The sequence below is a fragment of the Nocardiopsis sp. EMB25 genome, assembly GCF_026797795.1.
GTDB classification, from domain to species: domain Bacteria; phylum Actinomycetota; class Actinomycetes; order Streptosporangiales; family Streptosporangiaceae; genus Nocardiopsis; species Nocardiopsis lucentensis.
This window is the reverse complement of record NZ_JAMTDN010000001.1, coordinates 3831510-3856140: the sequence shown is the minus strand read 5'-3', so window position 1 is coordinate 3856140 and position 24631 is coordinate 3831510. Positions and strand designations below refer to the sequence as shown.

Below are 24631 nucleotides of genomic sequence, written 5' to 3'. Positions count from 1 at the left end.
CTCGATTCGACACGGAACGTGATCGATGCGGGTTCCAGCCGGACACCGCGCGGAAGGAGAGCGTGTGGTCATCGAGAAGGTCCACCACAGGGTCGGACCCGGCGTGCCCAAGCCGATCCTCCCCACCCCCGACCAGGAGGCCGACGTCACCGCGGGGGGCCGCGCCCGCACCCCGGCCGACCCCGCCCCGACGGAGGCTCCCACGGAGGCCGACCTCGGTCCGCGTCTGGACGGCGTGCGGCTGGTGATGGTCAACTGGCGCGACCCGTGGCAGTCCACCGCGGGCGGCGCGGAGGAGTACGCCTGGCGGATCAGCCGCCACCTGGCCGAACGCGGCGCCATCGTCACCTTCCTCACCAGCCGCGAACCCCACCAGGCGCGCGTGGAGACCCGCGACGGCATCGTCATCCGCCGGATGGGCGGCCGTTTCACCGTCTACCCGCGCGTCATGGCCTGGCTGGCCCTGTGGCGGCGCGAGTACCACCTCGCCTTCGACTGCATGAACGGCATCCCCTTCCTCTCCCGCCTCGTCCTGCGCCGCCGCACCAGGGTGGTCAGCGTGGTCCACCACGTCCACGACCTCCAGTTCAACGCCTATTTCCCGGCGCCGCTCGCCTGGTTCGGGCGCTTCGTGGAGTCCGCCGTCGCCTCCCGCGTCTACCGGAACTGCACCACCGTGACCGTCTCCGAGTCCTCCCGCACCGCCATGCGCGACAAACTCGGCTGGCGCGCGCCGATCGAGATCGTCCACAACGGTGGTCTCCCCGCTCCGGAGGAACCGCGCGAGACCGGGCGGACGCCCGCGCACGATCCCTCCCGCCCGGCGGTCGTGAGTCTGGGCCGCCTCGTCGTCCAAAAACGCGTCTCCCGCGTGGTCGACCTGGCCACCGACCTCCGTGACCGGTACCCGGGCCTGAGCGTGCACATCATCGGCCGCGGCCCCGAGGGCGAACACCTCGCCGAGCAGGTCGAACGCGACGGCCTCCACGACCGCGTCCACCTGCACGGATTCCTCCCCGAAGCCGACAAGAACGCCGTCCTGGCCGCCTGCGACCTGCACGTCACCGCCTCCCGGTTCGAGGGCTGGGGCCTGACCGTCATCGAGGCGGCCAGGCTCGGGATCCCCACCGTGGCCTACGATGTGGACGGACTTCGCGATTCGGTCCGCGACGGTGAGACCGGCTGGCTGGTGCGCGAAGGCGAGGAACTGACCGACGTGGTGTCCCGGGCGCTCAAGGAGCTGTCCGACCCCCACCGCGCCGAGGAGGTCAGCCGGGCCTGCCGCGTGTGGGCCGCACAGTTCACCTGGGCGGCCAGCGGCGCACGGATGACCCGTCTCGTCGCCGCCGAACTCGGCCTGGCCGAGGCGGAGGACGGGACCGACACCGCGACGGGGGAGAAGGCGGGGAATTGACTTCGGCGGAATCCACCGCCAGGCGCGAACCGGAGGATTCCAGAGCACCGTCCGCCCCCGGCGGATCGCTGGACCACACGCTGCTCTCGCGGCTCAAGGTCCTCACGGTGTGTCTGCTCTTGGGCGCACTGGCGGCCAGCATCGACCCAGGCAGGATCGTCAGCGACACCAAGCTCGACCTGACGGCCAACCCGCGGGGGTTCCTGGAGCGCGCCCTGCACCTGTGGGACGCCGCCTACTTCGGGCAGATCCAGAACCAGGCCTACGGGTACCTGTTCCCCAACGGCCCCTTCCACCTGCTCTTCGACACCCTGGGCACACCCGACTGGATCACCCAGCGGCTGTGGATGGCGGTCCTGCTCATCGCCGCCTTCACCGGCGTCTACAAGGTCGCCGGGGCGCTCGGCCTGGGCACGGTCAACACGCGCATCCTCGCCGGGGTCGCCTACGCGCTGGCCCCGCGCGTGCTGACCCTGCTCTCCTACAACTCGGCCGAGCTCCAGCCCATGCTGCTCATGCCGTGGATCCTGCTGCCGCTGGTGCTCGGCGCCCGGGGCGGGCTCTCCCCGGCCCGCGCGGCCCTGCTGTCCGGACTCGCCTTCCTGATGTGCGGCGGCACCAACGCCGCCTCGGAACTGGCCGTCCTCGTGGTGCCCGGCCTCTACCTGCTCACCCGGGCCAACGGCCCCCGCAAGCGGCGGCTCATGGCGTGGTGGACGGGCGCGCTCGTCCTCGCCTCGTTCTGGTACGTCGTGCCGCTCGTGCTCATGTCGCGGTACGTGTTCTCGTTCATGCCCTACACCGAGGACGCGACCGTCACCACGGGTGTGACATCCCTGCTCAACGCGGTGCGCGGCACCTCCAACTGGATGGGCTTCCTCCCCGACCAGGGCAACACCGCGCTGCCCTCGGGCGCGGCGCTGTCCACCACCCCGTGGCTCATCGCCCTCACCGCCCTGGTCGCCGGGCTCGGCCTGGCCGGGCTGATCAACCGGCGCACTCCCGAACGCCTCTTCCTCATCGCCTGCGTCCTCACCGGCACGGCGATCATCGTCGCGGGCTTCACCGGGGACCTCACCGGCCCCTTCGCCCCCCTCATGCGCGACCTGCTCGACGGTGCCCTGGCGCCCTTCCGCAACGTGCACAAGTTCGACGCCCTGATCCGGCTGCCGCTCGTCCTCGGCCTGGCCCACCTGCCCGTGGTCGTGGCCCGGGACCGGGCCGAACGCCGGGGCGCCGTCGCCGCACCCCGCGCGTACCGGGCCGTGGCGGGTGGGAGCGCAGCCGTCCTCCTGGCCACCCTCCTGCCGATCGGCACCGTCGGCATCGCCCCCCACGGCGGCTACGAATCGCTCCCCGAACACTGGCGCGAGGCCACCGACTGGCTCAACGAACGCGCCGACGAGCGCGGCATGACCATGGCCCTGCCCGGTTCGGCCCGGGGCGAGTACGAGTGGGGCCGCCCCCTCGACGAACCCATGCAGCCGCTGCTCACCGGTGCCTGGACCAACCACCAGATCATCCCGTGGGGCTCGGCGGGTGTCTCCCGCCTCACCCACGAGATCGACCAGCGCGTCTCCTCCGGGCGCGGATCGGCCGGACTCGCCGACACCCTCGCCCGCATGGGCGTCACCCACCTCATCGTCCGCAACGACCTCCAGCGCACCGGCAACAACGGCGGCTGGCCCGCCCGTGTCCACCAGGCCCTGGGCGACTCACCCGGGATCACCCGGGCCGCGGAGTTCGGTCCGGTCATCGGCTCCCTCGACCACCAGCCCGCCGCGCGCTGGTTCGACCAGCCCTATCCCGCGCTGACCATCTACGAGGTCGCCGGCGCCGCGCCCACGGTCGGCACCGTCCCCGCGGACGAGGCCATCCGCGTCACCGGGGGCCCCGAGTCCCTCCTCCACCTGGCCGAACAGGGCCTGGTCAACGACGACCGCCCCGTCCTGCTCGGCGACGACCCGGGCGCGGACGCGATCGCCCCCGAGGACACGGTCGTCACCGACTCCGCGCGCCGCCGCGAGGTCGTCTACCCGGACGTGCGCCGCAACGTCTCGGCCACCCTGACCGAGGACGAGGAGCTCGAGAGGGACGTCCCCGCCCCCGACGTCCTCGACCCGGCGTGGGAACCCTACGTCGCCCACGCCGAGGACCTGGGCGTCGCATCGGTCAGCGCCTCCTCCTCCGAGAGCGGCGCCGGGGCGCGCGGCTCCGACCGCGACCCCGGCCACGCGCCGCACGCCGCCCTCGACGACGACCTCACCACCGGCTGGCGTTCGAGCGCCTTCACCGGCGCGCTCGGCCAGTGGTTGCAGGTGGAGTTCGCCGAGCCCCGCGACGTCGACGGCCTCACCATCGCCTTCGACCAGCTGCCCGGCGAGCCGCCGCCCTCCCGCGTCACCGTGATCACCGACAACGGCGAGACGGAGGCGCCGGTCGCGCAGACCGACGAACCCCAGGAGCTCATGGCCCCGCCCGGCCCGACCTCCACCCTGCGCGTGCGCGTCGACGAGCTGGCCTGGGAGCCGGAGTACCGCTTCGGCACCCGAGTGGGCATCACCTCCCTGTCCCTGCCGGGGCTGGAGGCCACCCGCACCCTGCGCGTCCCCGGCCCCGCCGACGCCGACACCCTGCTGTTCACCGGCTCCACCGGAACCGCTCCGGGGTGCGTGGAGGGCTCCCACGTGTGGGTGTGCAACTCCCGCCTGGAGGTCCAGGGCGAGGACGCCAGCCGCCTGGACCGCACCTTCGCGCTCTCCGCCGACTCGGCGGAGAGCGCGCACCGGGTGTCCGGCGAGGTCGTGCTCACCGACCCCCGCGAGGCGGAGAACGCCGCCAACCGGGCGAGCCCGTACCCCCGCGTGACCGCCTCCTCCACCGCCGTCGAGCACCCCGCCGCGATGGGCCGGGGCGCGCTCGACGACGACGAGTCCACCGTCTGGTACCCCGACCCGGAGGAGAAGTACCCCTGGCTCGACATCGAGTTCGGCGAGCCGACCGAACTGGACCACCTGGAGGTCGCCTTCCCCCGGGCCGACAGCGTGCTCCGGCCCATCCGGGTCACCGTCGAGGGCGGCGACACCATCCGCGAGGGGTGGCTCGACGGCAGCGGCCGCGTGGACTTCGCGGAGCTGACGGCCGACTCCGTGCGCGTCACCTTCGAGCGCCCCGAGGGCCAGGACCTGGAGATCGGCACCATCACCCTGCCCGGCGTCGACCCGGTGGAGCCGCTTCCCGAGGGCGACGCCGCGACCGCCTGCGGCCTGGGGCCCACACTGCGGGTCAACGGCCGGCGCGTGGAGACCCGGATCTCCGACGGCACGCTCGCCGACCAGCTCACCGGACGCCCGCTGCGCTACGAGAGCTGCACCGACCTGGACCTGACGGAGGGCGAGAACCGGATCATCGTCGACCCCGGTAACCGGTACGACGTCCGCTCCGCCCTCGTCGAGACCGAGAGCTCCCTCGCCGACCGAGTTCCCGTGGAGACGGCCGAGGTCGAGGAGGTCCACGCCTGGGGACCGGACGAACGCCGCTTCGACGTCGCCGTCGACGAGGAGAGCCTGCTCGTCGTGAACGAGAACTTCAACGAGGGCTGGGAGGCGACCCTGTCCGGCGCCGAGGGGGCGCTGGAACCGGTCCGGCTGGAGGGCTGGAAGCAGGCCTGGGTGCTCCCCGCCGGGAGCGAGGGCACCGTCACGCTCACCTACGCGCCCGACACCGCCTACCGGTCCGCGCTCGCGGCGGGCGCCGGGCTGGCCGGGCTCCTGGTGGTCCTGGCGCTGTGGCCGCGACGCCTCGTCCCCACGGCCCTCGCGCCGGCGTTCGCCCGCGCGGCCGGGTCGACGGGCCGCTCCGGGCGCGCACTGCCCGCCGCCGGACCCGGCTGGCTGAACCGGTGGGCGGTCCTGCCCCTCGGCCTGGCCTACGGCGTGTGGGTCGCGGGCGCCGCCGGAGCCGCCGTCGTCGCCGTGATCCTGCTGTGCGTCTGGTGGCTCGGCCGCCAGGCACCCAAGGGGCTGCGCCACGCCCGGCCGGGGCGGCCGTCGCTGGGCGGGCGGACCCTGCCCCACCTGGCCGGGCCGTGGCCGGTCGCGGTCGCGCTGGCGCTGGCGGGTCTGGCCATGGCGGTCGGTACCCACCTCGCCCTGTACATGCCCTTCCACGACGTCACCGAGGTGTTCGGGGGAGCGTTGCGCGGCTGGGCCGCCCAAGCGCTGTGCCTGCCCGCCCTGGCCAGGCTCGTCCTCGCCCTCGGCCAGCGAGGGGACGACTCCCCGGACCCCGGGGCGGCCCCCCGGGCCCGGACCGCCGAACGGCTCCGCACGGCGCCCTTCGGCGGACCCGACCACCCGGCTGGGGCGGCGGCCGACGGGAACGGGAACGGCCACGCCCGTGAGTCCGCGCCCGCACCGGACTCCGACGTCGAGGAGGCCCGCACATGAGCGCACTGACCAAGGTCGGCGCGGGCGGCTCCGCGGGAACCGACGACCGCCCGATCCACCGAGGCACCCTCCTGGTGGCCGTGGGGGCCTTCCTGCTGACCCTGGCCGCCCTGCTGCCCCTCTACGTCCACGACCGGGTGGCGCTCCTGCCCGCCTCGGCCGAGTTCGAGCTCAGGATGGTCGACGAGGACGCCGCCTACCTCGACGCGTCCACGTGGTCCCTGCGCCAGGGCGTCGAACTCCGGCGGGTCGTCAGGGTGGACGCGGCCCCGCACGGCGGTGACTGGTCGGCCTGGGAGATGTCCGTGGACGTGTCCACCCCGGAGCGGATGATCGACCACTGGAGCCGCCGCGTCATCGTCGACCGCGTGACCGGCCGCGCCGTCAACTGCTGCGGTGAGCACGTCAACGGAGACCGGGCGGTCCGGCAGGCGGGGCTGGTGTTCCACTGGCCCGCGGGCGCCCCGGCCGAGGACGTCACCCACTACGACGCCGAAGTGCGCTCGGCGCCGCGCCTGGAGTTCCAGACCGAGGGCCAGGTGGCCGGGGTGACGGCCCGACGCTACACCCAGACCGTCGAGTCGACCCAGGTCCCCGGCTCGGCCCGGTCGGTGCCCGCGGCCCTGTTCACCCCCGGCGCGGAGGGCACGGTCACCGCCGCGCGGTGGGTGGAGATCACCCGCGTCTACTGGGTCGAGCCCGTCAGCGGTCTGGTCGTCAACGCCCAGGAGACCCGGTCCGAGACCCTGCGCCCGCGCGGCGGAGGCGGTGAGGTCGGGTTGCTGGCGGCCGAGCTGACCCTGTCCGAGGGGCAGGTGGCCGCCCTCGCCGAACAGGCCCGCGTCCGCGCCTTCCTGCTCACCGTCCTCGACACCTGGGCGCCCTGGATCCTCGGCCCGCTGGGCGCGCTGGCCGTCCTGGCCGGCCTCGTCCAGGCGTGGCGGACCCGGGAGACGGCGCTGCGGCGGAGGCGTGACATGCACGAACACGTTGACTGGGTGGACGGGCTCGGGAAGGAGCCGAGAACGCCCTAGGATCGGACACATGTGCGGTCGCTATGCCCAGTCTCGGAACCAGCAGCAGCTCCGGCTCGCCTTCGACCTCCCCGAGGAGACCATCCCGGAGGAGGCCGACCCCCGGGCCTGGCCTCCGCTGGACGACCTGTCCCCGGACTACAACGTCTCCCCGGGCAGGACCGTCTACGCCGTGCTCGGTCCGCCCCCGCGCGGGAGCGGGGAGACCGACGAGCCCGCCGGGCCGCGCCACCTGCGCACCCTGCGCTGGGGACTCGTCCCCTCCTGGGCCAAGGACCGCAACGTCGGCTACCGGATGATCAACGCGCGCGGCGAGACCGTCGCCGACAAACCCGCCTTCCGCGCGGCCTTCCGCCGCCGCCGGTGCCTGGTGCCCGCCGACGCCTACTACGAATGGCAGCTCATCGGGGCCGACGGCCGAGCCGAGCCGAGCACCTCGCCCGCGACCGACCCCCAGCACCGCAAGCGCAAGGCCAAGGCCGCGAAGAAGCCGTTCGCGGTGCACTACGGCGACGACGAACCGCTGGCCATGGCCGGGATCTTCGAGCGCTGGCGCGATCCGGAGGTCGACGAGAACGACCCCGCCGCCTGGCTGTGGAGCTGCGCGGTCATCACCACCGAGGCCGCGCCCGAACTCGCCCACATCCACGAGCGCATGCCCGTCATCCTGTCCCGGGACGACTGGGCGACCTGGCTGGACCCCGACTCCGGCGCGGACGATCTGGCCCACGCCATGGCTGGGACACCGGCCCAGCGGCTCGTGTTCGACGAGGTCTCCACCGACGTGAACAGCATCAAGAACAACGGCCCCCAGCTCCTGGCCCCCGTGCCCGCCGCGGGGGATGACGGGTCCGACACACTTTTCTGACCTGGGGGCGGCTGGACACTGCCCGGGGACCTCTGTGTATGGTGTGCGAGGCCACACGGCCAGCGCCCCCTCCGGGGCGCACGCACGTCGTTCATCCCATTCCCGACGTGCGCATATGTGAATACGCAACGCGGGAGCTCGCGCCATGGCGGGCTGAGAGGGCGGCTCAACGGTGTCGCCGACCGCAGAACCTGTTCGGGTAATTCCGACGTAGGGAGGCATGCCATGACGGCTATGGACAGCCGCGCCGCGAGCTCCACCGCTGACGAGCACCAGGTGACCACGGGTCCCATCATGGGATCACGGAAGGTCTACCGCGAGATCGACGACCCCGCCGGTTTCACGCTCCGCGTCCCGCAACGCCGGGTGGAACTCAGCAACGGCAGCCACTTCGACCTGTACGACACGTCAGGTCCGTACACCGACTCCACCGCCGACATCGACGTCCACCGGGGCCTGCCCGCCGCGCGGCAGGCCTGGATCGACGCCCGCGAACCCGTCGACGGCGCGGTCACCCAGCTGGCCTACGCCAAGGCCGGGACCATCACTCCCGAGATGCGTTTCGTGGCCGCGCGCGAGGGCATGGACCCCGAGTTCGTGCGCCAGGAGATCGCCATCGGCCGCGCGGTCATCCCGGTCAACCGCAGGCACCCGGAGTCCGAGCCGACCATCATCGGCAAGAACTTCCTGGTGAAGATCAACGCCAACATCGGCAACTCCGCGGTCACCTCGTCGGTGCCCGAGGAGGTCGAGAAGATGGTGTGGGCCACCCGCTGGGGCGCCGACACCGTGATGGACCTGTCCACCGGCAAGCGCATCCACGAGACCCGCGAGCGGATCCTGCGCAACTCGCCGGTCCCGATCGGCACGGTCCCCATCTACCAGGCCCTGGAGAAGGTCAACGGCGACCCCACCCAGCTGAGCTGGGAGATCTACCGCGAGACCATCATCGAGCAGGCCGAGCAGGGCGTCGACTACATGACCGTCCACGCCGGCGTGCTGCTGCGCTACGTGCCGCTGGCGGCCAGGCGCGTCACCGGCATCGTCTCGCGCGGCGGTTCGATCATGGCCGCGTGGTGCCTGGCCCACCACAAGGAGAGCTTCCTCTACACCCACTACGAGGAACTCTGCGAGATCCTGCGCGAGTACGACATCACCTTCTCCCTCGGTGACGGCCTGCGGCCCGGCTCGATCGCCGACGCCAACGACGAGGCCCAGTTCGCCGAGCTGCGCACCCTGGGCGAGCTCACCCACATCGCCCGGGCGCACGACGTGCAGGTGATGATCGAGGGCCCGGGCCACGTGCCGATGCACAAGATCGCGGAGAACGTGCGCCTGGAGGAGGAGCTGTGCGGCGAGGCGCCGTTCTACACGCTCGGCCCCCTGGCCACCGACATCGCCCCCGGCTACGACCACATCACCTCCGCCATCGGCGCCGCCCAGATCGGCTGGCACGGCACGGCGATGCTGTGCTACGTCACCCCGAAGGAGCACCTGGGCCTGCCCAACCGGGACGACGTCAAGACCGGCGTGGTCACCTACAAGCTCGCCGCGCACGCCGCCGACCTGGCCAAGGGCCACCCCCGGGCACAGGAGTGGGACGACGAGCTGTCCAAGGCGCGGTTCGAGTTCCGCTGGCAGGACCAGTTCAACCTGTCGCTCGACCCGGAGACGGCGCAGTCCTTCCACGACGAGACGCTGCCCGCCGAACCGGCCAAGACCGCGCACTTCTGCTCCATGTGCGGGCCGAAGTTCTGCTCGATGAAGATCTCCCAGGACGTGCGCAAGTACGCCGAGGAGAACGGGCTGGACACGGTCGAGGCGATCGAGAAGGGCATGGCGGACAAGTCCGAGGAGTTCGCGGCCTCGGGTAACCGGGTGTACCTGCCGCTGGCCGACTGACCCGTCCGACGGCCCCGGGAACCCCGGGAGGGATCCGCGCCCCGAACGGAGGCGGGGCTCCCTCCCGGCCCGGTCGTCGGCCCGGGCCGGCCGGAGCGGCGCCGCCGCAGGGAAGCGGGGTCAGCCCGGTTTGCGCGCGCTGGCCACCAGGTGCACGCCCACGTAGTCGTCGGACTCGGTGGCGCGCGTCTCCATCTCCACCAGGCGGCCCATCGACCGGGGGTCGCGGGCGAGCATCCCCTCCACCGTGGACGGCGACAGCACCGTGCGCGGTTTGATCCACTCCAGCTCGAGCCCCGCGTCGGCGAGGGTCTCGGTGAGCTGCTCGGAGGTGAAGCACCGAGTGATGGAGCCGTCCGGCCAGGGCACCAACAGCACGTCGGCGCTGGGTGCGTGGCTGAGCTCGGGCCAGCAGTCCTGCTCGGCCAGCAGCGCCATCCCGAGCACCACGGAGTCCACGCACACGAGTGTCCGTCCCCCCGGGCGCAGGACCCGCGCGATCTCCGTCATCGACGACTCCGTGGCCAACTGCCGCGACAGCACGCGGTTGTCGGCGATCACCCCGTCGAAGACCCCGGAGGCGAACGTGCGCAGCAGCGCGGAGTCGCCCACCACGTGCCGCAACCGCCCGCGGCGGGCCGGACGCGGCACCCCCGCGTGCCCGTTGACGAGGGTCAGGGGCCGACGCACCGCCACGTCCTCCGACGGAAGCAGGGTGACCACGTCGTGTCCGGCGGCGACGGCCCGGTGGGTGCCCTGGAAGTCCGGGCTCGACAGGTCGAGCAGCCGGGCGGGCGCGGGCGGAAGCCACCGCGCGATCTGCGTCTCGGCGACGGCCCAGTAGAAGCGCCAGTAGTCCGACAGCTGGTCGGGTGTGGCGAACTGGGCGGCCGGGGACCGTGGGCGGTCCGATGCCGGGGTCGAGGACGGTCGCACGTGCACTCCTCTCCCATCCTTGTGTGGTCCTACCCGCACTCTCCCATGCCCTACCTCCGCCGATGACGCCAAACGACAAAGTTCACCGCGCGGTGGCCCGCTTCTCCCCGCCCGGCTGGAATCAGCGTGCGAAGGGCGTTGTTGTCACCGACACCGCGCGGGACGCAGGGTCCGGCGCGCGGCAACGGATGTTGGGGAGGAATCTTCGGCTATGTCGACCGCCAGCGCGTGCCTGGAGCGCGAGGAGGCCGTGTCCGCGCCACGCGGCGCCGGTGCGCGGGTCCTGGGTGTGGAGCCGTATCTTGGGGATATGGATGCTCCAGCCGAGACCAGCGCAGGGAGGCCGACGGGCTTGGAAGAGGGCCAGGAGACAGCACGTGAGCGGGAGGAGCGCTTCGAGAGGGACGTGTTGCCCTTCCTCGACCAGCTCTACTCCGCGGCGCTGCGGATGACCCGTAACCCCGCCGACGCGGAGGACCTCGTTCAGGAGACGTTCGCCAAGGCGTTTGGTTCGTTCCACCAGTTCAAGCAGGGGACGAACCTCAAGGCGTGGCTGTACCGCATCCTCACCAACACCTTCATCAACTCCTACCGCAAGAAGCAGCGGGAACCGAAGCAGGCGGGAACCGAGGACGTCGAGGACTGGCAGTTGGCCCAGGCCGCCTCGCACACGGCCGTGGGGCTCAAGTCGGCCGAGGCCGAGGCGCTCGAACACCTGCCTGACAGTGACGTGAAGCGGGCGCTCCAGGAGCTGCCCGAGGACTTCCGGATCGCGGTGTACCTCGCCGACGTCGAGGGCTTCGCCTACAAGGAGGTCGCCGAGATCATGGGCACGCCGATCGGGACGGTCATGTCCCGGTTGCACCGGGGGCGTCGCCAGCTCCGGTCCCTGTTGGAGGAGTACGCGGTGGACCGCGGTTTCCTGCCGACGGCGCGGGCGGAGGCCTCCGCCGGTGCCGTCGCGTCGGGTACGTCCGCGGGAGGTCGGGGACAGGCGAACGGGTCGGATCGAGGAGATCGGCAATGAGCGGCGGCCACGGCAAGGACAGCGAAACCCCCTGTAGCGAGGTGCTCGACAAGCTCTACACCTACATCGACGGGGAGCTGGAGGAGGGCAACTGCGAGCAGATCAGGGAGCATCTGGACGACTGCGCGCCCTGCCTCGACGAGTACGGGCTCGAGGAGGCGGTGAAGAAGATCGTCGCCAAGCACTGCGGGTGCGACCCGGTTCCCCTGGATCTGCGGGACAAGGTTCTCGGCCGGCTGGCGCGCGCGCGTGAGGAATCCCTGGAGCGCGAGGCGAATGCGGACGGGGAAAACCTCGTGCGCGAGGTGAAAGAGGACGGCGAAAACCTCGTGCGCGAGGCAAGTTCGGAGTAAGCCAGGGTCCTCGGCTCCCGGGGACGCCCCAACGGCCGTGACACGCGGTGGCGGTGACTGTATTTCCAGTCACCGCCACCTTTTGTATGCGTTATAGCCTGCTGTCTTGAATTGTCGTGCGATGTCGTGTCATGCGTGGTCTGTAGTTGTTTGGGAGTATGTCGAGTCGGATTCCCCGTGTCTGCGGGGGTTTTGGACACGTGCCTGTCCGAGTGGAGCGGGGTGAGGGGTGTCGACACGCCCGGCGCGCTCGCCCTCTTTCGTGTCGTGACCGACTCGGAATGTTTTTTCCCGCTGATCGGCACTCTTCGATCGAACAGTTACCATGCGTAGTCAGTGCAGGTAGAAGCGACTGGAAGGGTGGGGCGAGATGGGCTTCGCTGTGGACTTTTCGGCATCGCTGGCCAGTGGCGTGTGGTGACTCAGAGTTATCATCTGAAATTACGACTTGAATTAGTAATTCCATACTCCGGAACTACTGGTCAGTTGGGGTGTTCGTCGGGGTGGCGGTTCGGGTTGGGGGTAATCCGGGACCCGTGTTGGCCCGTTAAACTGGACGCCATATCCAACGAATGGGGTAATTTACGCCGCGTGTCCAGGGGAATGGGGGCGCGCGGCATCGGGGGGAGAGGGGACAACCGTGTTCATCAGCATGCTGCACGTAGCGATGATGGTTCTTTGGACGGTATCCGCCTTCGCCGGATGGTCCTGGTGGTAGAACGGAACCGGTGAAATCATGACAGTCCGGTCGTCGTTGGCGGGGGGTGAACGGGGGTGCGGGCTCTTCCTGGGGGCGCGCGTGTCTACGTCGGAATCATCGTTGTCAGTGCTGTCACCATCGTGCTGGTCGGGCCGTATTCGGGTATCGACCTGAAGACCCTGGTCCTCGTGGCCGTCCTTTTCGTGGTCGCCGAGTCCATCAGCACCATCGTCGTCTCCAACGGCAAGATGGGGATGTCGCCGAGCTCGGCGGTGTCACTGGCCGCGATCGTTCTGGTGGGGCCGGTCGGGGCGGCGGTCGTCGGTTTCGCCTCCTGCCTGACCATTCGCAAGCAGATCCTCGTCAAGCGGGCGTTCAACGGCGCGCAGTTCGCCCTGGCCGCCTACGCGGCCGGACACGTCTACCTCCTGTGCGGAGGCACGGTCGGCGAACCGGTGCGCGAGGACTTTCCCATGATCCTGCTGCCGTACGTGGCGGCCGTGATCACCCACACCGTGGTCAACTCCGCGCTCGTCGGCGTCCTGATGTGGACGCTCGGCGCGGTCCGCGCCCGGCGCAAGAGCCCGATCCACTGGCGCCCGCTGGTGGCGGTCGAGCTGTCCTCGATCGGCTACCAGATGCTCGGTCTGGCCATCGCCGCGGTCTGGGGCGGGGTCGGGATCATCGCGCCCCTGCTGGTCCTGCTGCCCCTGTTCATCGCGCGCTGGACCTTCGCGCAGCAGGCCGACGAGGCGCGGGCCCACGAGGCCACGCTCGCCACGCTGTGCCAGGCGGTCGAGACCAAGGACTACTACACGCGCGGCCACTGCATGCGCGTCGCCGAGGGCGCCGCCATGATCGCGCGCGAACTGGGTATGCCCGCCGAACGGGTGCAGAAGATCCGCTACGCGGGGATGCTGCACGACATCGGCAAGCTCGGGGTGCCCACCAAGGTGCTGCAAAAGACCGGGAAACTCACCGACGACGAGTACGCGGCGATCAAACTGCACCCGACACGCGGCTACGAGATCGTGCGCGAGATCAGTTTCCTCGACGAGGCACTGGCCGGTATCCGCCACCACCACGAGCGGCTGGACGGACGCGGCTACCCCATGGGCCTGGTGGGGATGGAGATCCCCGAGTCCGCCCGCGTCATCAGCGTGGCCGACGTGTTCGACTGCCTGACCTCCACGCGCTCCTACCGCAAGGCGTGGTCCGTGGAGGACGCCATCACCGAGTTGCGGGCCTGCGTCGGGACGCAGTTCGACGGGCGGATGGTCGAGGCGCTCGTCCGGGCGGTCGAGCGTGAGGGCTGGAAGACCCCGGACATCGCCGAGCCGCCGGGGGGCTGCTACGAGGCCGCCGAGAAGGCGGTCGGGCGGACCGGAGAACCGGCCGCCGAGGGCTCGGCGCCCGCACCCGCCGAGGCCGTTCCGGGTGGGCGTGACCGATGATGACCCAGAGCCAGTCCGACGAGGCCTCGTCACCCCGCCCGCCGCTCACCGGACTCGAGGGCGGGGCGCTCGGACTCCAGCGACCGCGGGGACCGATCTGGCGCACCACGCGCCCCATCCGCGCCGTGCTCGTCGCGGCGGCCGGGGCGGGCACGCTGGCCGCCGTCGTGTGGACCGCCGCGCACGGGGCCGTCGAGCCCTACGTCGCGCTCACCTTCTGCCTCGTCATCGCCGTCGGAGAGCTCGCGCGCATCACCCTGCCCGGGCACCGGGAGGTCGCCCCGATCGCCTCGGCCGGAGCGATCAGCTACGCGTTCCTGGTCAGCCTCGGCGACGTGCCCGTGGAGCACTCCGCGTCACAGGTGGTCGCCGTGGTCGGGCTCGGGCTGGCGCTGGGGGAGCTGCCACACGTCGCCGTGGGCCGGAGCCCGCGCCTGGAGGACCTGGCCCGGCGGGTGCTGGCCGTGATACTCATCGCGGTGGCCTTCCGCCCGCTGGTCACGCAGCTGTCACTGACGGAGCCCTCGGTGCGGGTCACGCTGCTCATGGCCTCGCTGGTGCTGCTCACCTGGCTGGTGGACGCCGTGATGGCCGGTGTGCTGCGCGCCGAACGTCTGCGCACGAACCTGCTGGTCGCGGTGCGCGACGAGGTGCGCGCGCAGTTCGCGACGGGCGCGGCGATCGGCGCCAGCGGCGTACTGATCGCGCTGGCCTGCACGGTCACCGGACTGGTGGGACTGCTGGTGTTCAGCGCCCCGCTCCTGGTCTCCCAGGTCGCCTTCCGGCGCCACGCGGAGGTACGGCGCACCTACCTGGAGACGGTGCGGGCGCTGTCGCGGGTCACCGAGGTCGGCGGGTACGTGGAGAACGGGCACTCGCGCAGGGTCAGCCACCTGGCCCACGGCATCGCCTGCGAACTGGGTTTCTCCGAGGCCCAACTGCTGGAGTTGGAGTACGCGGCCCTCATGCACGACATCGGGCAGCTGTCCCTGCGCGAGCCCATCGCGGGCGGCGCGACCGTGCTCGCCTCACCCCGGGAGCAGCGGCGGATCGCCGAACTGGGGTCGGCCATCATCCGGGAGACCGGGGTTCTGGACAGCGTCGCCGAGGTCGTTCGCCGCCAGTGCGAGCCGCTGGCCGGGGACGGCGACGAGGGCGTGCCGCCGCTCGGCAGCCGGATCATCAAGGTGGCCAACGCCTTCGACGACCTCGTCGGGGAGAACGGCGACGACGAGCGCCGGGCCGCGGTCCTGGAGCGCCTCCGGATGGACACCGAGAGCGAGTACGACCCGAGGGTGGTCGACGCCCTGGCCACCGTGCTCGTTCGCGCGTGAGGGCGCCGGCGGGGGAGCGGCGTGAGGACGCCGGCAGGGTTCTTGTGGATGGGACTGCGCCGCAGGCGTCCGTTGAGGGTGGTGGCGGGCGACGGGCGGGCGAGTCGAGCCGCGAGCGAGGAACGAGCATGAATCGGGCCGCGCCGTAGGCGTCGGTTGAGGGTGGTGGCGGGCGACGGGCGGGCGAGGACGAGGATGAAGAATCCCTGCCTTCGGGGCGTCCGAACAAAGTGAGTACCGTGCCGGAGGCGTCGATTGAGGGTGCCCGCTCCGCCGCGGAGCGGCCCTCGGGCGGTGGCGGGCGACGGGCGGGCCGAAGCGAAGCGGCAGGCCCAAAAAGATACTCCCGGTTCAGTCCGTCGGGGGACGCAGGCGGGTGACGAACTTGTACCGGTCACCGCGGTAGAGCGAACGCACCCACTCGACCGGGTGGCCGTCCGCGTCGAAACTGTGCTGGCAGTGCAGCACCAGCGGCAGACCGACGTCCACACCCAGCAGCCGTGCCTCGTTGGGGGTGGCCAGAACCGTCTCGATCGACGCCTCCGCCTCGGCCAGGGACACGTCGTAGGCGCTCGCGAGAGCCTCGTAGAGCGACGCGTAGCGGTCGAGCTGACGGCGGAGCCCGGGAAAGCGCCGCGCGGCCAGGTGCGCCGTCTCGACGGCCATCGGCTCGCCGTTGGCCAACCGCAGCCGTTCGATCCGCAGCACGCGTCCGCCCGAGCGGATCGCGAGCAGTTCGGCGAGCTGGTCGTCGGCGTTGATGTAGCTGACGTCGAGGATGCGCGTGGCGGGGTGCAGGCCGTGCGCCCGCATCTCCTGCGTGTAGCTGGTCAGCTGGAGGATCTGTGCCACCTTCGGCTTGGCCACGAACGTGCCCTTGCCCTGGATCCGCAGCAGGCGACCCTCGACCACCATCTCCGTCAGCGCCTGGCGCACCGTCGTGCGCGACGTCTCGAACTGGGTGGCCAGGGCGCGCTCGGGGGGCACGGGATTGCCCGCCGGCATCGCCTCGATGAGCTCCAGGAGCTGCTTCTTCACCTGGTAGTACTTCGGCACCCTGGGGTTGCCGTCCAGTGTGCGCTGGCCTGTCATCGGTGTCCTCCCACGCGTCCCGACTCCGTCCACACACCCCTCCGGTGTGGTCGGCGCGGCGGGCCGTGCGGGCCGCCGACTGGTGTGGACCACTGGTCGAGTGCGTATCTCTTGAGTATGCACGCCTTCATGGGATGATTTGTGAGTGCCTCACCTCAGTGATCTCATCCGACGTCACACGTCACTCAAACAGGCGGACCTGGAGTGGATCCACTCCCTGGTCTCGGACTGGCAGCTGCTCGCGGACCTGTCGTTCGCCGATCTCGTCCTGTGGGTGCGGCTGCGCGGCGACGACGGCTGGCTGGCCGTCGCCCAGATGCGACCGACCACGGGGCCGACGGCCTTCCAGGACGACCTGGTGGAGACCGCGCTGCTGGACGACATGACCGACGTCACGTCCAGGTCGGCGCCCCGGGTGATCGGGCGCCGCGCCCTCATCGACCGCGCCTGGAGCGAGGGGCGGATCTGCCGGGACGGCGACCCCGACTGGTCGGGCGGCGTCCCCGTGCGCGAGGAGACCATCCCCGTGCGCCGCGAGGGCCGGCTCATCGGGGTGATCCAGCGCAGCACGAACCTCAGCTCCGCGCGCACCCCGAGCCGGCTGGAGCTCACCTACCTCCAGAGCGCCGGGGACCTGGCCCAGATGATCGCCGAGGGCGCGTTCCCGTTCAGTGACCAGGGGCCGCTCATGGTGCGCTCGCCCCGGGTCGGCGACGGGCTGCTGCGGCTCGACCAGAACGGCGAGGTGGTCTACGCGAGCCCCAACGCGCTGTCGGCCTACCGACGGCTGGGCCTGGCCGCCGACCTCGTCGGGGCCCGGCTGGACCGCACCACGCTGGAGCTGGCCGCACCGGGTGAGGCCCGCGACGAGGCGCTCACCTACACCGCGAGCGGCCGCGCGCCGCAGGAGGCCGAGGTGGAGGCGCGGGGGGTCACCGTCCAACTGCGCGCCATACCGCTGGTCATCGACGGGGTGCGGATCGGCGCGCTGGTGATGGTCCGCGACGTCACCGAACTTCGGCGGCGCGAACGCGAACTGCTGACCAAGGACGCGACCATCCGGGAGATCCACCACCGGGTGAAGAACAACCTCCAGACGGTCGCGGCGCTGCTGCGGTTGCAGTCACGGCGGCTGGACGTGCCGGAGGCGCGGGCGGCGCTGGACGAGGCGGTCGGCCGGGTGGGGTCGATCGCGATCGTGCACGAGATGCTGTCGCACACGCCCGACGAGGTGGTCGACTTCGACGACATCGCCGACCGCGTCATGCAGATGGCCGCCGAGGTCTCCTCGACCGGCAGCACGGTGGTGCCGCGCCGGGAGGGCGGTTTCGGCCTGCTGTCGGCGCTGGTGGCCACACCGCTGTCGATGGTCCTGGCGGAGCTGGTGCAGAACGCGGTGGAGCACGGCCTGGGGCAGGGCCCCGGGAAGATCGAGGTCCGGGTGCGCCGCTTCGACGCCGTGCCGGGCCACCCGAGGACGAGCAGCCTGGAACTGGCGGTGTTCGACGACGGCGGGGGACTGCCGGAGGACTTCGACCTGGAGGGGACGACGAGTCTGGGTCTCCAGATCGTGCGGACGCTCATCGTGGGCGAACTGGGCGGAACCCTGGCGATCAAGCCGAGGGAGGACGGGGGGACCGAGGTGGCGATCAGCCTCCCCCTGGAGCACGAGGAGGGGGAGGTGCCCTGAGGCCACTCCCGGGGCTCGTCTCGCCCACCGCGGGAGCCGAGCCCCGGGGTCCCACGGTTCCGTTTCTCGGAACGGTCGCCTGAGGGGGTCGTCGTTCGGGCGCCGACGGGGTTCCTGCGGATGGGGCTCCGCCGTAGGCGTCCGTTGAGGGCGGTGGGGGGCGACGGGCGGGCCGAGGCGGAGCGGCGGGCCCAGGAGGATACGGCCTAGGCCCGCACCATCGGACGGCGCGTGGTGCCGCGCTTGCGCAGCAGGCGCCTCTCGTCCTCGCTCATGCCGCCCCAGACGCCGCCGTCCTGGCCGCTCTCCAGCGCCCACTTCAGACACGCCGAGCTGACAGGGCAGCGCTGACAGACCGCCTTGGCCTCCTCGATCTGGATCAGTGCGGGGCCGAAGTTTCCGATGGGGAAGAAGAGCTCGGGGTCTTCGTCACGGCAGGCTGCGTCATGGCGCCAGTCCATGCGGTCCACTCCTCACGGTGAGGCGATCGGGGGTTGTGAACATTTTCACGATCGGTCGATGCGCAGGGCGCCCGGTGGATGGTTCCCACCGGAGGGTGTCAGGGCCGAGACGGTCAGGTTTCACCCCACGGCCATGTGGGAAGCGCCCCAATTAACTCGCCCGTAACTCATGGCGATAACTTGAGCGTGACAGGCTCGCAGGATCGGTGCAAGAGCTCCCGGGGTCAAAGGTCCCGATCGGCGTGTCGGGTGCGTCACAGTGCCCGTGAATGGTGTCTTTCGAGCCAATTAACAGATGATTCGTAATGCCTTCGGTACCGAGTGGAAGTTGACCTGTTCTCGGTCTCCCAGGTATTCACCGTCGATTTGGAACGCTCTGGGGTGGGACGACGAGATCTCGAGTGAGTCCAGGTCGTGCCAGGTGAGGTACCCGTCACCGATCGCGGGGAGCCCCTTGGGAAAGAACATCTGCGAAAGTACCCAGCCGGTGAGCGCGTGCGAGGAGTTGGTCAGCGCGAATGCGTCCAGGCCCAGCTCGAAACGGGACGCCGGCGTCGGCTGGAGCGGCAGTGATCCCGCGTAGGTCCACGGCGTGGTGTTGGTGACGAGGGCGAAATAGGCCCCGTCCCGGGGCGGTCCGCCCGCGGACACACGCAGTGAGGGGTCGCGGATATCCCCGCGGAAGAACAGCTTTACCGCCACTTCCGCGTACAACGCGGGCGTGGCCTTTCGGCCGTGGGCGCGCTCGTTCTCCACCTGCTGGACGACGTCGGCGTCCCACCCGAAACCGGCGCAGAACGTGAAGTACCGGTCGTCCTGGTCACTCGTGATCCGCCCGAGGTTGATCTCGCGCTCGCGGCCCTCGCGGATCGCCTCCAGCACCGCGCTGGTCGCCTCGACCGGGTCTCCGGGTACGCCCAGGGAGCGGATGAACACGTTGGCGCTGCCGCCGGGGATCACGGCGTAGCGGGGGCGTGGCAGGTCGCCGGGGGTGGCCAGGAGTCCGTTGACCACCTCGTTGACGGTGCCGTCGCCGCCCAGGCTCAGGACCAGCTCGAAACCGTCGGCGGAGGCCTTCCGGGCCAGCTCGCTGGCGTGGTCGCGGTAGGCGGTCTCGACGACGGTGACGTCCAGCTCGGCGGTCAGGGCGCCCACGATCACCTCTCGGGTGCGAGTGGTCGTCGTGGTCGCCTGGGGGTTCACGATGAAAAGGGCGCGCACAGCCCCAAGTCTAGGCGGTGCTCCCCCGGGCTTTCGGCCTCCTCGGTGCCCGGCGGAGGGCGCGATCCCGTCGTGGGGGCGGGGAATCGGGCGTGACCTGGGAGGGGAGTCGGGGAAGGGCGGCCGCCGCGCGCGTATAGGCTCGTCGGGTGTCTACGCGTCCCGTCACCCTCGTCGTCGCCGCCGCGCTGGAGGCCCTGATCGGGCTCGCCGCGGCCGTGGGCGGCGTCTACAGCCTCGTCACCGCGGCCACCGGTCAGGCCGCGTCGGTCACCTCGGCCATCCCGTTGGCCTTCCTGGGCGTCGGAGCCGGTGCCGTGCTGGTGTTCGTCGCGCGCGGCCTGCTGCTGCTGCGCGAGTGGGCCCGCACGCCCGTGGTGGTCACCCAGCTGTTCCTCGCGGTGGTGGCGTACTACATGTTCACCAGCGAGCAGTTCCTCATCGGCGGCGTCCTGCTGGCGGTGGCCCTGTGCGCCGCGGGGGCCGTCCTGGCTCCACCGACGACCGCGGTGCTCTTCCCTCCCGAGAAGGGGGAGTAGCTCCGCGGCCGCGGGTGGTCGCCGGTCAGTCGTCCGTGGTCAGGGCCTGACGCAGCTGAGCCAGGGTGCGCGCCAGCAGGCGCGACACGTGCATCTGGGAGATTCCCAGTTCCTGGGCGATCTGTGACTGGGTCATGTTGCCGAAGAAGCGCAGCAGCAGGATGCGCTTCTCCCGCGGGGGCAGTTGTTCGAGTAGCGGTTTGAGCGACTCTCGGTACTCCACACCCTCCAGGGACTCGTCGACGATCCCCAGGGAGTCGGCCACCGCGGGGGCGTCCTCGTCCCCGCTGTCGGGTGCGTCCAGCGACACCGTCGAGTAGGCGTTGGCGGACTCCAGGCCCTCCAGCACCTCCTCCTCGGTCATCTGGAGGTGCGCCGCGAGTTCGGCGACGGTCGGCGAGCGTCCCTCCCGCTGCGACAGGTCGCTCACCGCCTTGGTGAGCGAGAGCTTGAGCTCCTGGAGGCGCCGGGGAACCCGTACCGCCCAGCCCTTGTCACGGAAGTGCCGTTTGATCTCACCGACGATCGTCGGGGTGGCGTAGGTGGAGAACTCCACCCCACGCTCCAGGTCGAACCGGTCGATGGACTTGATCAGCCCGATCGTGGCCACCTGTGTCAGGTCGTCGAGCCACTCCCCGCGGTTGCGGAACCTGCGCGCCAGGTACTCGACCAGGGGCAGGTGGAGCTCCACGAGCTCGTCACGGATACGCCGCCTCTCCTCGGAGTCCGCGTCGAGTTCGTTCAGGCGCTCGAACAACTCTCTCGCGCGGGCCCGGTCGGGCACCGCGTGCTCGGTCTTCGCTGTCAGAGCGGGCCCCCTCTCGCTCACGCGGACTCCAGCGTGCCGCGACGCTTGTACAGGACGATGTGGACCCGGTCATCCGGTCCGACGCCCGCATCGACCTCGCCCGCCAGGGCGGACAGGACGGTCCAGGCGAAGGTGTCACGCTCGGGGAGGCGGCCGTCGGCGGTCAGCACCGAGACGCAGATCCGCATCCCCTCGGGGGTGAGTTCGAACTCCGTGGTCAGTTCTGTGCCGGGCAGAGCCTGGGCCAGCAGCATCGCGCAGGCCTCGTCGACCCCGATCCGTAGATCCTCGATCTCGTCGAGGGTGAAGTCGAGGCGTGCGGCCAGACCCGCCGTCGCCGTCCGCAAGACGGACAGATAGGCGCTGTCCGCGGGCATGTTGACGGTGACGGCGTCCCGGACGCCGATGGCGTCGGCCGTGGGCACAGCGGTTTCTTCGGTCACGTCCCTCCTTCGGGGGGCGAGGTTGCCGCTTGACTGCAATGTATCTCGTTTCACCCTGCCACCGCCGCAGGGAAGTGAGATCGTGTCCGCCCGATCCGGTACGAACGTGAGATGAACGGCCCTTCTCAGGAGGTTCGGGAGCCCAGTTCGCGCAGCGCGTCGCCGTCCAGACGACGGACCGTCCACCCGTCCATCGGATGGGATCCGAGCGCTGAGTAGAAGTCGATCGCGGGCGTGTTCCAGTCCAGGACCGACCACTCCAGCCGCGTGTAGCCGCGCTCCACGCAGATCCGCGCGAGGTTCCTGAGCAGGGCGTGGCCGTGGCCGTGTCGGCGCAGGTGCGGGCGGACGTAGAGATCCTCCAGATAGATGCCGTGTCGACCCGTCCAGGTGGAGAAATTGAGGAACCACAGGGCCATCCCCGCCGGTTCCACCTCTCCGCCCTCCCCGACATGCTCGGCGACGTGCGCGTACACGGCGGCCCCGGGGCCGAAGAGGGCGGTGTGGATGTCCTCCTCGGTGGCGGTGGCCGACTCCGGCTCCTTCTCGTACTCGGCGAGCTCCCCGATCATCCGGTGGATGAGGGGAACGTCCTCGGGACGGGCGGGGCGGATCATCGGATCACCTCGGTCGGGAAGGAAACGAACCCCTCCAGCCTATGCCGTGGCCAGGATGTTTCCGCTGCCGTTCACGTCGGGCGGTGGGCGACCACCCGCTCGACGAGGCCGAGCAGGAGGCGGTCGTGGTGGCCGACCTCGAAGCCGACCTCCGACGCGACCTCCCGGGGGAGCCTGCGCGGGTGTTCGCGGCGCCGTTCCAGCAGTGTGGCGGGGAAGCGGGTGTACTCGACGTGGTCGACCAACAGGAGACGGCCGCCCGGCACCAGGACGCGGTACATCTCCTCCAGCGCGCGGCGCTGGTCGGGCACCGCGCACAGCGACAGCGTGGACACGACGGTCTCGAAGGAGCGGTCGGGGAACTCCATCCGCTGGGCGTCGCCCTCGACGAGCCGGACCGGGCGGCCCAGGCCGTCGGCGCGCTCTCGGGCCCGGTCCAGCATCTCCGGGCTCAGGTCGATGCCCGTCAGTTCGACCTGCGGGGGGTAGTGGCGGAGGTTGCGGCCGGTGCCGATGGCGACCTCCAGTGTGCGCCCGCGTGCGCCCGCGCACAGGATCTCGCGGGTACGGCGCAGAACGGGGCCCTCCAGGGCCTCGCTGAGGTCGTACCGGGCGGCTCTGCGGTTCCAGAGATTGCGTGCGCGCTCGGTGCGCGGGTCCATGTCGTCCCCCGAAGGCCGTGCTGGTGCCCCTGCGTCACGACTCTGCTGGGGCGGCGCCGCCGGGTCAAGCGCGGCGGGGGGTGTTTTCCCGGCGGTTCCGGAGCGCACGGCGGGCGGCCCCGTCGGGCGCCGCCCGCCCGCGCTGGCGGTCGGGTTCGTGGAGGAGTGCATGGGCGCCTTCCTGTCGTGTTCCCCTGCCCCCTACCCGTCCTGGGGTCGCTCATGGCGAGGCTGGTCCAAGTGTCCTGATCCGGCCAGTACGAATCCGTGGGAACCGCGGCGGGACGGTCGACCGGTCCTGTGCCGGCGAACCATGGTGACCGACGCCGGGGGAGGAGGCGACGGGGCCCGCCCGATGAGGAGATCCCGGGACCAGCGGGGGATCACCGGTAGGTCGCCGCGACGGCGGTGAGGTCGTCGTCGGCCTGTCCGGTGGCGCGGGCTCGTTGATGGGCGGCCAGCGCGGCGCGGGTCATCGGAGTCTCAGCGGTGAGCTCTTCGGCGAGCCCGGTCAGGTAGAGCAGGTCCTTGGCCACGAGCCGCACCGGGAAGTTCGGCGTGAAGTCACCGGCGGCCATGACGCCGATCGCGCGTGCGGCGGCCGGGCTGGTCACCGGCAGGTCGCTGAGGAAGCCGGCCGATTCGGCGGGGTCGAGGCCCGCGCGGCGGGCGACGCCGAGCAGTTCGGCCATGGTGGCGACCTGGGCGGCCAAGGACGCGTTCACGATGAGTTTCAGCGCGGCGGTTCCGGGCCAGCACCTGGTACCCCAGGGAGTCCTCCAGCGCCTTGACCCGGTAGCTCAGACCCGGCTGGCTCAGATGCAGCCGAGCCGCCGCGCGGCCGAAATGCAACTCCTCGGCCACCACCGCGAACAACCTCAGATCCCCGAGATCGACCGCGGGCTCCTCGTCATGGAATCCCGGCACTTGCGTCACCTCTCCCGTTCCGTCGGCACGGCACGCCCCACAACGTAGCCAGGACGGGCCCGCGCGCAGGTCCGGTCCCAGGTGGGTCGGGGTGTCCTCGCCGCTTCGGGAAATTCTGTCGGACGTGTCGATCTCGGCCCGGCCCGTTCGACCTTGGGGTGAGAGTCCGCCACGAAGGTCATACGAACGAGGGACAGGGACATGACGACCATCGACACCGTGAAGACGAACGCCCCCGGCCGCGCGGCCAACGTTGGCCTGTGGGTCCTCCAGGTCCTGCTGGCCGGGGCCTTCCTGATGGCGGCCTACACCAAGCTCGCCGCCACACCCCAGGCGGTCGAGGGCTTCGAACAGATCGGTCTGGGCCTGTGGTTCATGTACGCCATCGGCGTCGTCGAGCTGGCGGGCGCGGTCGCGCTGCTCGTCCCGGCGCTCAGCGGCCCGGCCGCGCTGGGCCTGGCCGCGCTGCTGGTCGGGGCGACCGTGACCCAGCTGCTGGTGGATGAGCCGGCCACCGCGCTGTTCCCGGTCGCCTACCTCGTGCCGATGGCCCTGGTCGCCTGGGGACGCCGCGCGCGCACCGCGCGCTTGGTCCGCCTGCTGGGCGGCCGGGGCTAGAGGGTGCTTCGGACGGTCCTGACGGCCGCAGCCCGTGCTCTCCTGCGGGGAAGGAGGGGAGGGCGGTGGAGGTCCGGGTCCGC

Annotated in this window: 21 protein-coding genes and 1 pseudogene; 12 read left to right on the top strand and 10 right to left on the bottom strand. The window is 71.1% G+C overall.

Annotated elements, in window-relative coordinates:
- Positions 1–64: 64 nt before the first annotated feature.
- The 5 genes from KIK06_RS16645 to thiC all read left to right on the top strand — a co-directional run bounded on the left by KIK06_RS16645 (position 65) and on the right by thiC (position 9666).
- A complete protein-coding gene (locus KIK06_RS16645) occupies positions 65–1414 on the top strand; it encodes a glycosyltransferase family 4 protein (RefSeq protein ID WP_017596777.1) in 1350 nt (449 codons plus the stop codon).
- A complete protein-coding gene (locus tag KIK06_RS16640; protein ID WP_268643924.1) occupies positions 1411–5862 on the top strand; it encodes an alpha-(1->3)-arabinofuranosyltransferase in 4452 nt (1483 codons plus the stop codon). The genes KIK06_RS16645 and KIK06_RS16640 overlap by 4 nt, the downstream gene beginning before the upstream one ends.
- Complete coding sequence (locus tag KIK06_RS16635; RefSeq protein ID WP_268643923.1) at positions 5859–6896, top strand: DUF3068 domain-containing protein; 1038 nt, start codon at positions 5859–5861, stop codon at positions 6894–6896. Before KIK06_RS16640 ends, KIK06_RS16635 begins: the two co-directional genes overlap by 4 nt.
- Positions 6897–6906: 10 nt before the next feature.
- On the top strand, positions 6907–7764 hold the full coding sequence (locus KIK06_RS16630) for an SOS response-associated peptidase (RefSeq protein WP_017596774.1): 858 nt from the start codon (positions 6907–6909) through the stop codon (positions 7762–7764).
- Between the two features lie 225 nt (positions 7765–7989).
- A complete protein-coding gene (gene thiC / locus KIK06_RS16625) occupies positions 7990–9666 on the top strand; it encodes a phosphomethylpyrimidine synthase ThiC (RefSeq protein ID WP_083923984.1) in 1677 nt (558 codons plus the stop codon).
- A gap of 120 nt (positions 9667–9786) precedes the next feature.
- On the opposite strand, the gene KIK06_RS16620 is transcribed toward thiC, so the two are convergent.
- The gene (locus KIK06_RS16620; protein ID WP_017596772.1) at positions 9787–10608 is read right to left on the bottom strand and encodes a class I SAM-dependent methyltransferase; all 822 of its coding nucleotides are present in this window, start codon (positions 10606–10608) and stop codon (positions 9787–9789) included.
- Between the two features lie 346 nt (positions 10609–10954).
- On the opposite strand from KIK06_RS16620, the gene KIK06_RS16615 reads away from it, so the two are divergent.
- The 4 genes from KIK06_RS16615 (at position 10955) to KIK06_RS16600 (ending at position 15470) form a co-directional block, all read left to right on the top strand.
- Positions 10955–11629, top strand: a complete 675-nt coding sequence (locus KIK06_RS16615) for a sigma-70 family RNA polymerase sigma factor (RefSeq protein ID WP_017596771.1) — start codon at positions 10955–10957, stop codon at positions 11627–11629.
- A complete protein-coding gene (gene rsrA, locus KIK06_RS16610; RefSeq protein WP_017596770.1) occupies positions 11626–11982 on the top strand; it encodes a mycothiol system anti-sigma-R factor in 357 nt (118 codons plus the stop codon). The genes KIK06_RS16615 and rsrA overlap by 4 nt, the downstream gene beginning before the upstream one ends.
- A gap of 840 nt (positions 11983–12822) precedes the next feature.
- Positions 12823–14136: an HD-GYP domain-containing protein gene (locus tag KIK06_RS16605; protein ID WP_017596769.1), complete on the top strand. Its 1314-nt coding sequence runs from the start codon at positions 12823–12825 to the stop codon at positions 14134–14136.
- Positions 14136–15470 carry an HD-GYP domain-containing protein gene (locus tag KIK06_RS16600; RefSeq protein ID WP_017596768.1) on the top strand — a complete coding sequence of 445 codons (1335 nt, stop codon included), beginning with the start codon at positions 14136–14138 and terminating at the stop codon, positions 15468–15470. The genes KIK06_RS16605 and KIK06_RS16600 overlap by 1 nt, the downstream gene beginning before the upstream one ends.
- A gap of 351 nt (positions 15471–15821) precedes the next feature.
- Here KIK06_RS16600 and KIK06_RS16595 read toward each other — a convergent pair whose 3' ends face one another.
- A complete protein-coding gene (locus tag KIK06_RS16595) occupies positions 15822–16562 on the bottom strand; it encodes a GntR family transcriptional regulator (protein WP_268643920.1) in 741 nt (246 codons plus the stop codon).
- Between the two features lie 145 nt (positions 16563–16707).
- On the opposite strand from KIK06_RS16595, the gene KIK06_RS16590 reads away from it, so the two are divergent.
- Positions 16708–18252, top strand: a complete 1545-nt coding sequence (locus KIK06_RS16590) for a PAS domain-containing sensor histidine kinase (protein ID WP_268643918.1) — start codon at positions 16708–16710, stop codon at positions 18250–18252.
- Positions 18253–18458: 206 nt separating this feature from the next.
- On the opposite strand, the gene KIK06_RS16585 is transcribed toward KIK06_RS16590, so the two are convergent.
- Both KIK06_RS16585 and KIK06_RS16580 read right to left on the bottom strand, forming a co-directional pair.
- The gene (locus tag KIK06_RS16585) at positions 18459–18713 is read right to left on the bottom strand and encodes a WhiB family transcriptional regulator (protein WP_017596763.1); all 255 of its coding nucleotides are present in this window, start codon (positions 18711–18713) and stop codon (positions 18459–18461) included.
- Between the two features lie 288 nt (positions 18714–19001).
- A complete protein-coding gene (locus KIK06_RS16580; protein WP_017596762.1) occupies positions 19002–19934 on the bottom strand; it encodes a diacylglycerol/lipid kinase family protein in 933 nt (310 codons plus the stop codon).
- A gap of 149 nt (positions 19935–20083) precedes the next feature.
- Here KIK06_RS16580 and KIK06_RS16575 point away from each other — a divergent pair, with 149 nt between their 5' ends.
- The gene (locus KIK06_RS16575) at positions 20084–20473 is read left to right on the top strand and encodes a hypothetical protein (RefSeq protein ID WP_268643916.1); all 390 of its coding nucleotides are present in this window, start codon (positions 20084–20086) and stop codon (positions 20471–20473) included.
- A 25-nt stretch (positions 20474–20498) separates the two neighbouring features.
- Here the strand turns inward: KIK06_RS16575 and KIK06_RS16570 are convergent, their stop codons facing one another.
- From KIK06_RS16570 to KIK06_RS29390, 6 genes and pseudogenes are all read right to left on the bottom strand, one after another.
- Entirely contained in the window at positions 20499–21257 is a 759-nt protein-coding gene (locus KIK06_RS16570) for an RNA polymerase sigma factor SigF (protein WP_051059085.1), read from the bottom strand.
- A 41-nt stretch (positions 21258–21298) separates the two neighbouring features.
- Positions 21299–21724, bottom strand: coding sequence for an anti-sigma factor (locus tag KIK06_RS16565; protein WP_026127264.1), 426 nt, complete (start codon positions 21722–21724; stop codon positions 21299–21301).
- Positions 21725–21849: 125 nt separating this feature from the next.
- On the bottom strand, positions 21850–22341 hold the full coding sequence (locus tag KIK06_RS16560) for a GNAT family N-acetyltransferase (protein ID WP_017596758.1): 492 nt from the start codon (positions 22339–22341) through the stop codon (positions 21850–21852).
- Positions 22342–22412: 71 nt separating this feature from the next.
- A complete protein-coding gene (locus tag KIK06_RS16555) occupies positions 22413–23003 on the bottom strand; it encodes a class I SAM-dependent methyltransferase (protein ID WP_017596757.1) in 591 nt (196 codons plus the stop codon).
- A 383-nt stretch (positions 23004–23386) separates the two neighbouring features.
- Positions 23387–23731: an NAD-binding protein gene (locus tag KIK06_RS16550; protein WP_268646029.1), complete on the bottom strand. Its 345-nt coding sequence runs from the start codon at positions 23729–23731 to the stop codon at positions 23387–23389.
- 70 nt (positions 23732–23801) lie between these two features.
- A pseudogene (locus KIK06_RS29390) lies at positions 23802–23867 on the bottom strand (hypothetical protein); the annotation flags it as partial.
- Between the two features lie 264 nt (positions 23868–24131).
- Here KIK06_RS29390 and KIK06_RS16540 point away from each other — a divergent pair.
- Positions 24132–24548 carry a DoxX family protein gene (locus KIK06_RS16540; protein WP_268643913.1) on the top strand — a complete coding sequence of 139 codons (417 nt, stop codon included), beginning with the start codon at positions 24132–24134 and terminating at the stop codon, positions 24546–24548.
- Positions 24549–24631 lie beyond the last annotated feature (83 nt).

Coding starts and splice junctions, on each gene's coding strand:
- KIK06_RS16635 (WP_268643923.1), top strand. CDS start 5,859: ATGAGCGCACTGACCAAGGTCGGCGCGGGCGGCTCCGCGGGAACCGAC.
- KIK06_RS16630 (WP_017596774.1), top strand. CDS start 6,907: ATGTGCGGTCGCTATGCCCAGTCTCGGAACCAGCAGCAGCTCCGGCTC.
- thiC (WP_083923984.1), top strand. CDS start 7,990: ATGACGGCTATGGACAGCCGCGCCGCGAGCTCCACCGCTGACGAGCAC.
- rsrA (WP_017596770.1), top strand. CDS start 11,626: ATGAGCGGCGGCCACGGCAAGGACAGCGAAACCCCCTGTAGCGAGGTG.
- KIK06_RS16600 (WP_017596768.1), top strand. CDS start 14,136: ATGACCCAGAGCCAGTCCGACGAGGCCTCGTCACCCCGCCCGCCGCTC.
- KIK06_RS16595 (WP_268643920.1), bottom strand. CDS start 16,562: ATGACAGGCCAGCGCACACTGGACGGCAACCCCAGGGTGCCGAAGTAC.
- KIK06_RS16585 (WP_017596763.1), bottom strand. CDS start 18,713: ATGGACTGGCGCCATGACGCAGCCTGCCGTGACGAAGACCCCGAGCTC.
- KIK06_RS16560 (WP_017596758.1), bottom strand. CDS start 22,341: ATGATCCGCCCCGCCCGTCCCGAGGACGTTCCCCTCATCCACCGGATG.
- KIK06_RS16555 (WP_017596757.1), bottom strand. CDS start 23,003: ATGGACCCGCGCACCGAGCGCGCACGCAATCTCTGGAACCGCAGAGCC.
- KIK06_RS16540 (WP_268643913.1), top strand. CDS start 24,132: ATGACGACCATCGACACCGTGAAGACGAACGCCCCCGGCCGCGCGGCC.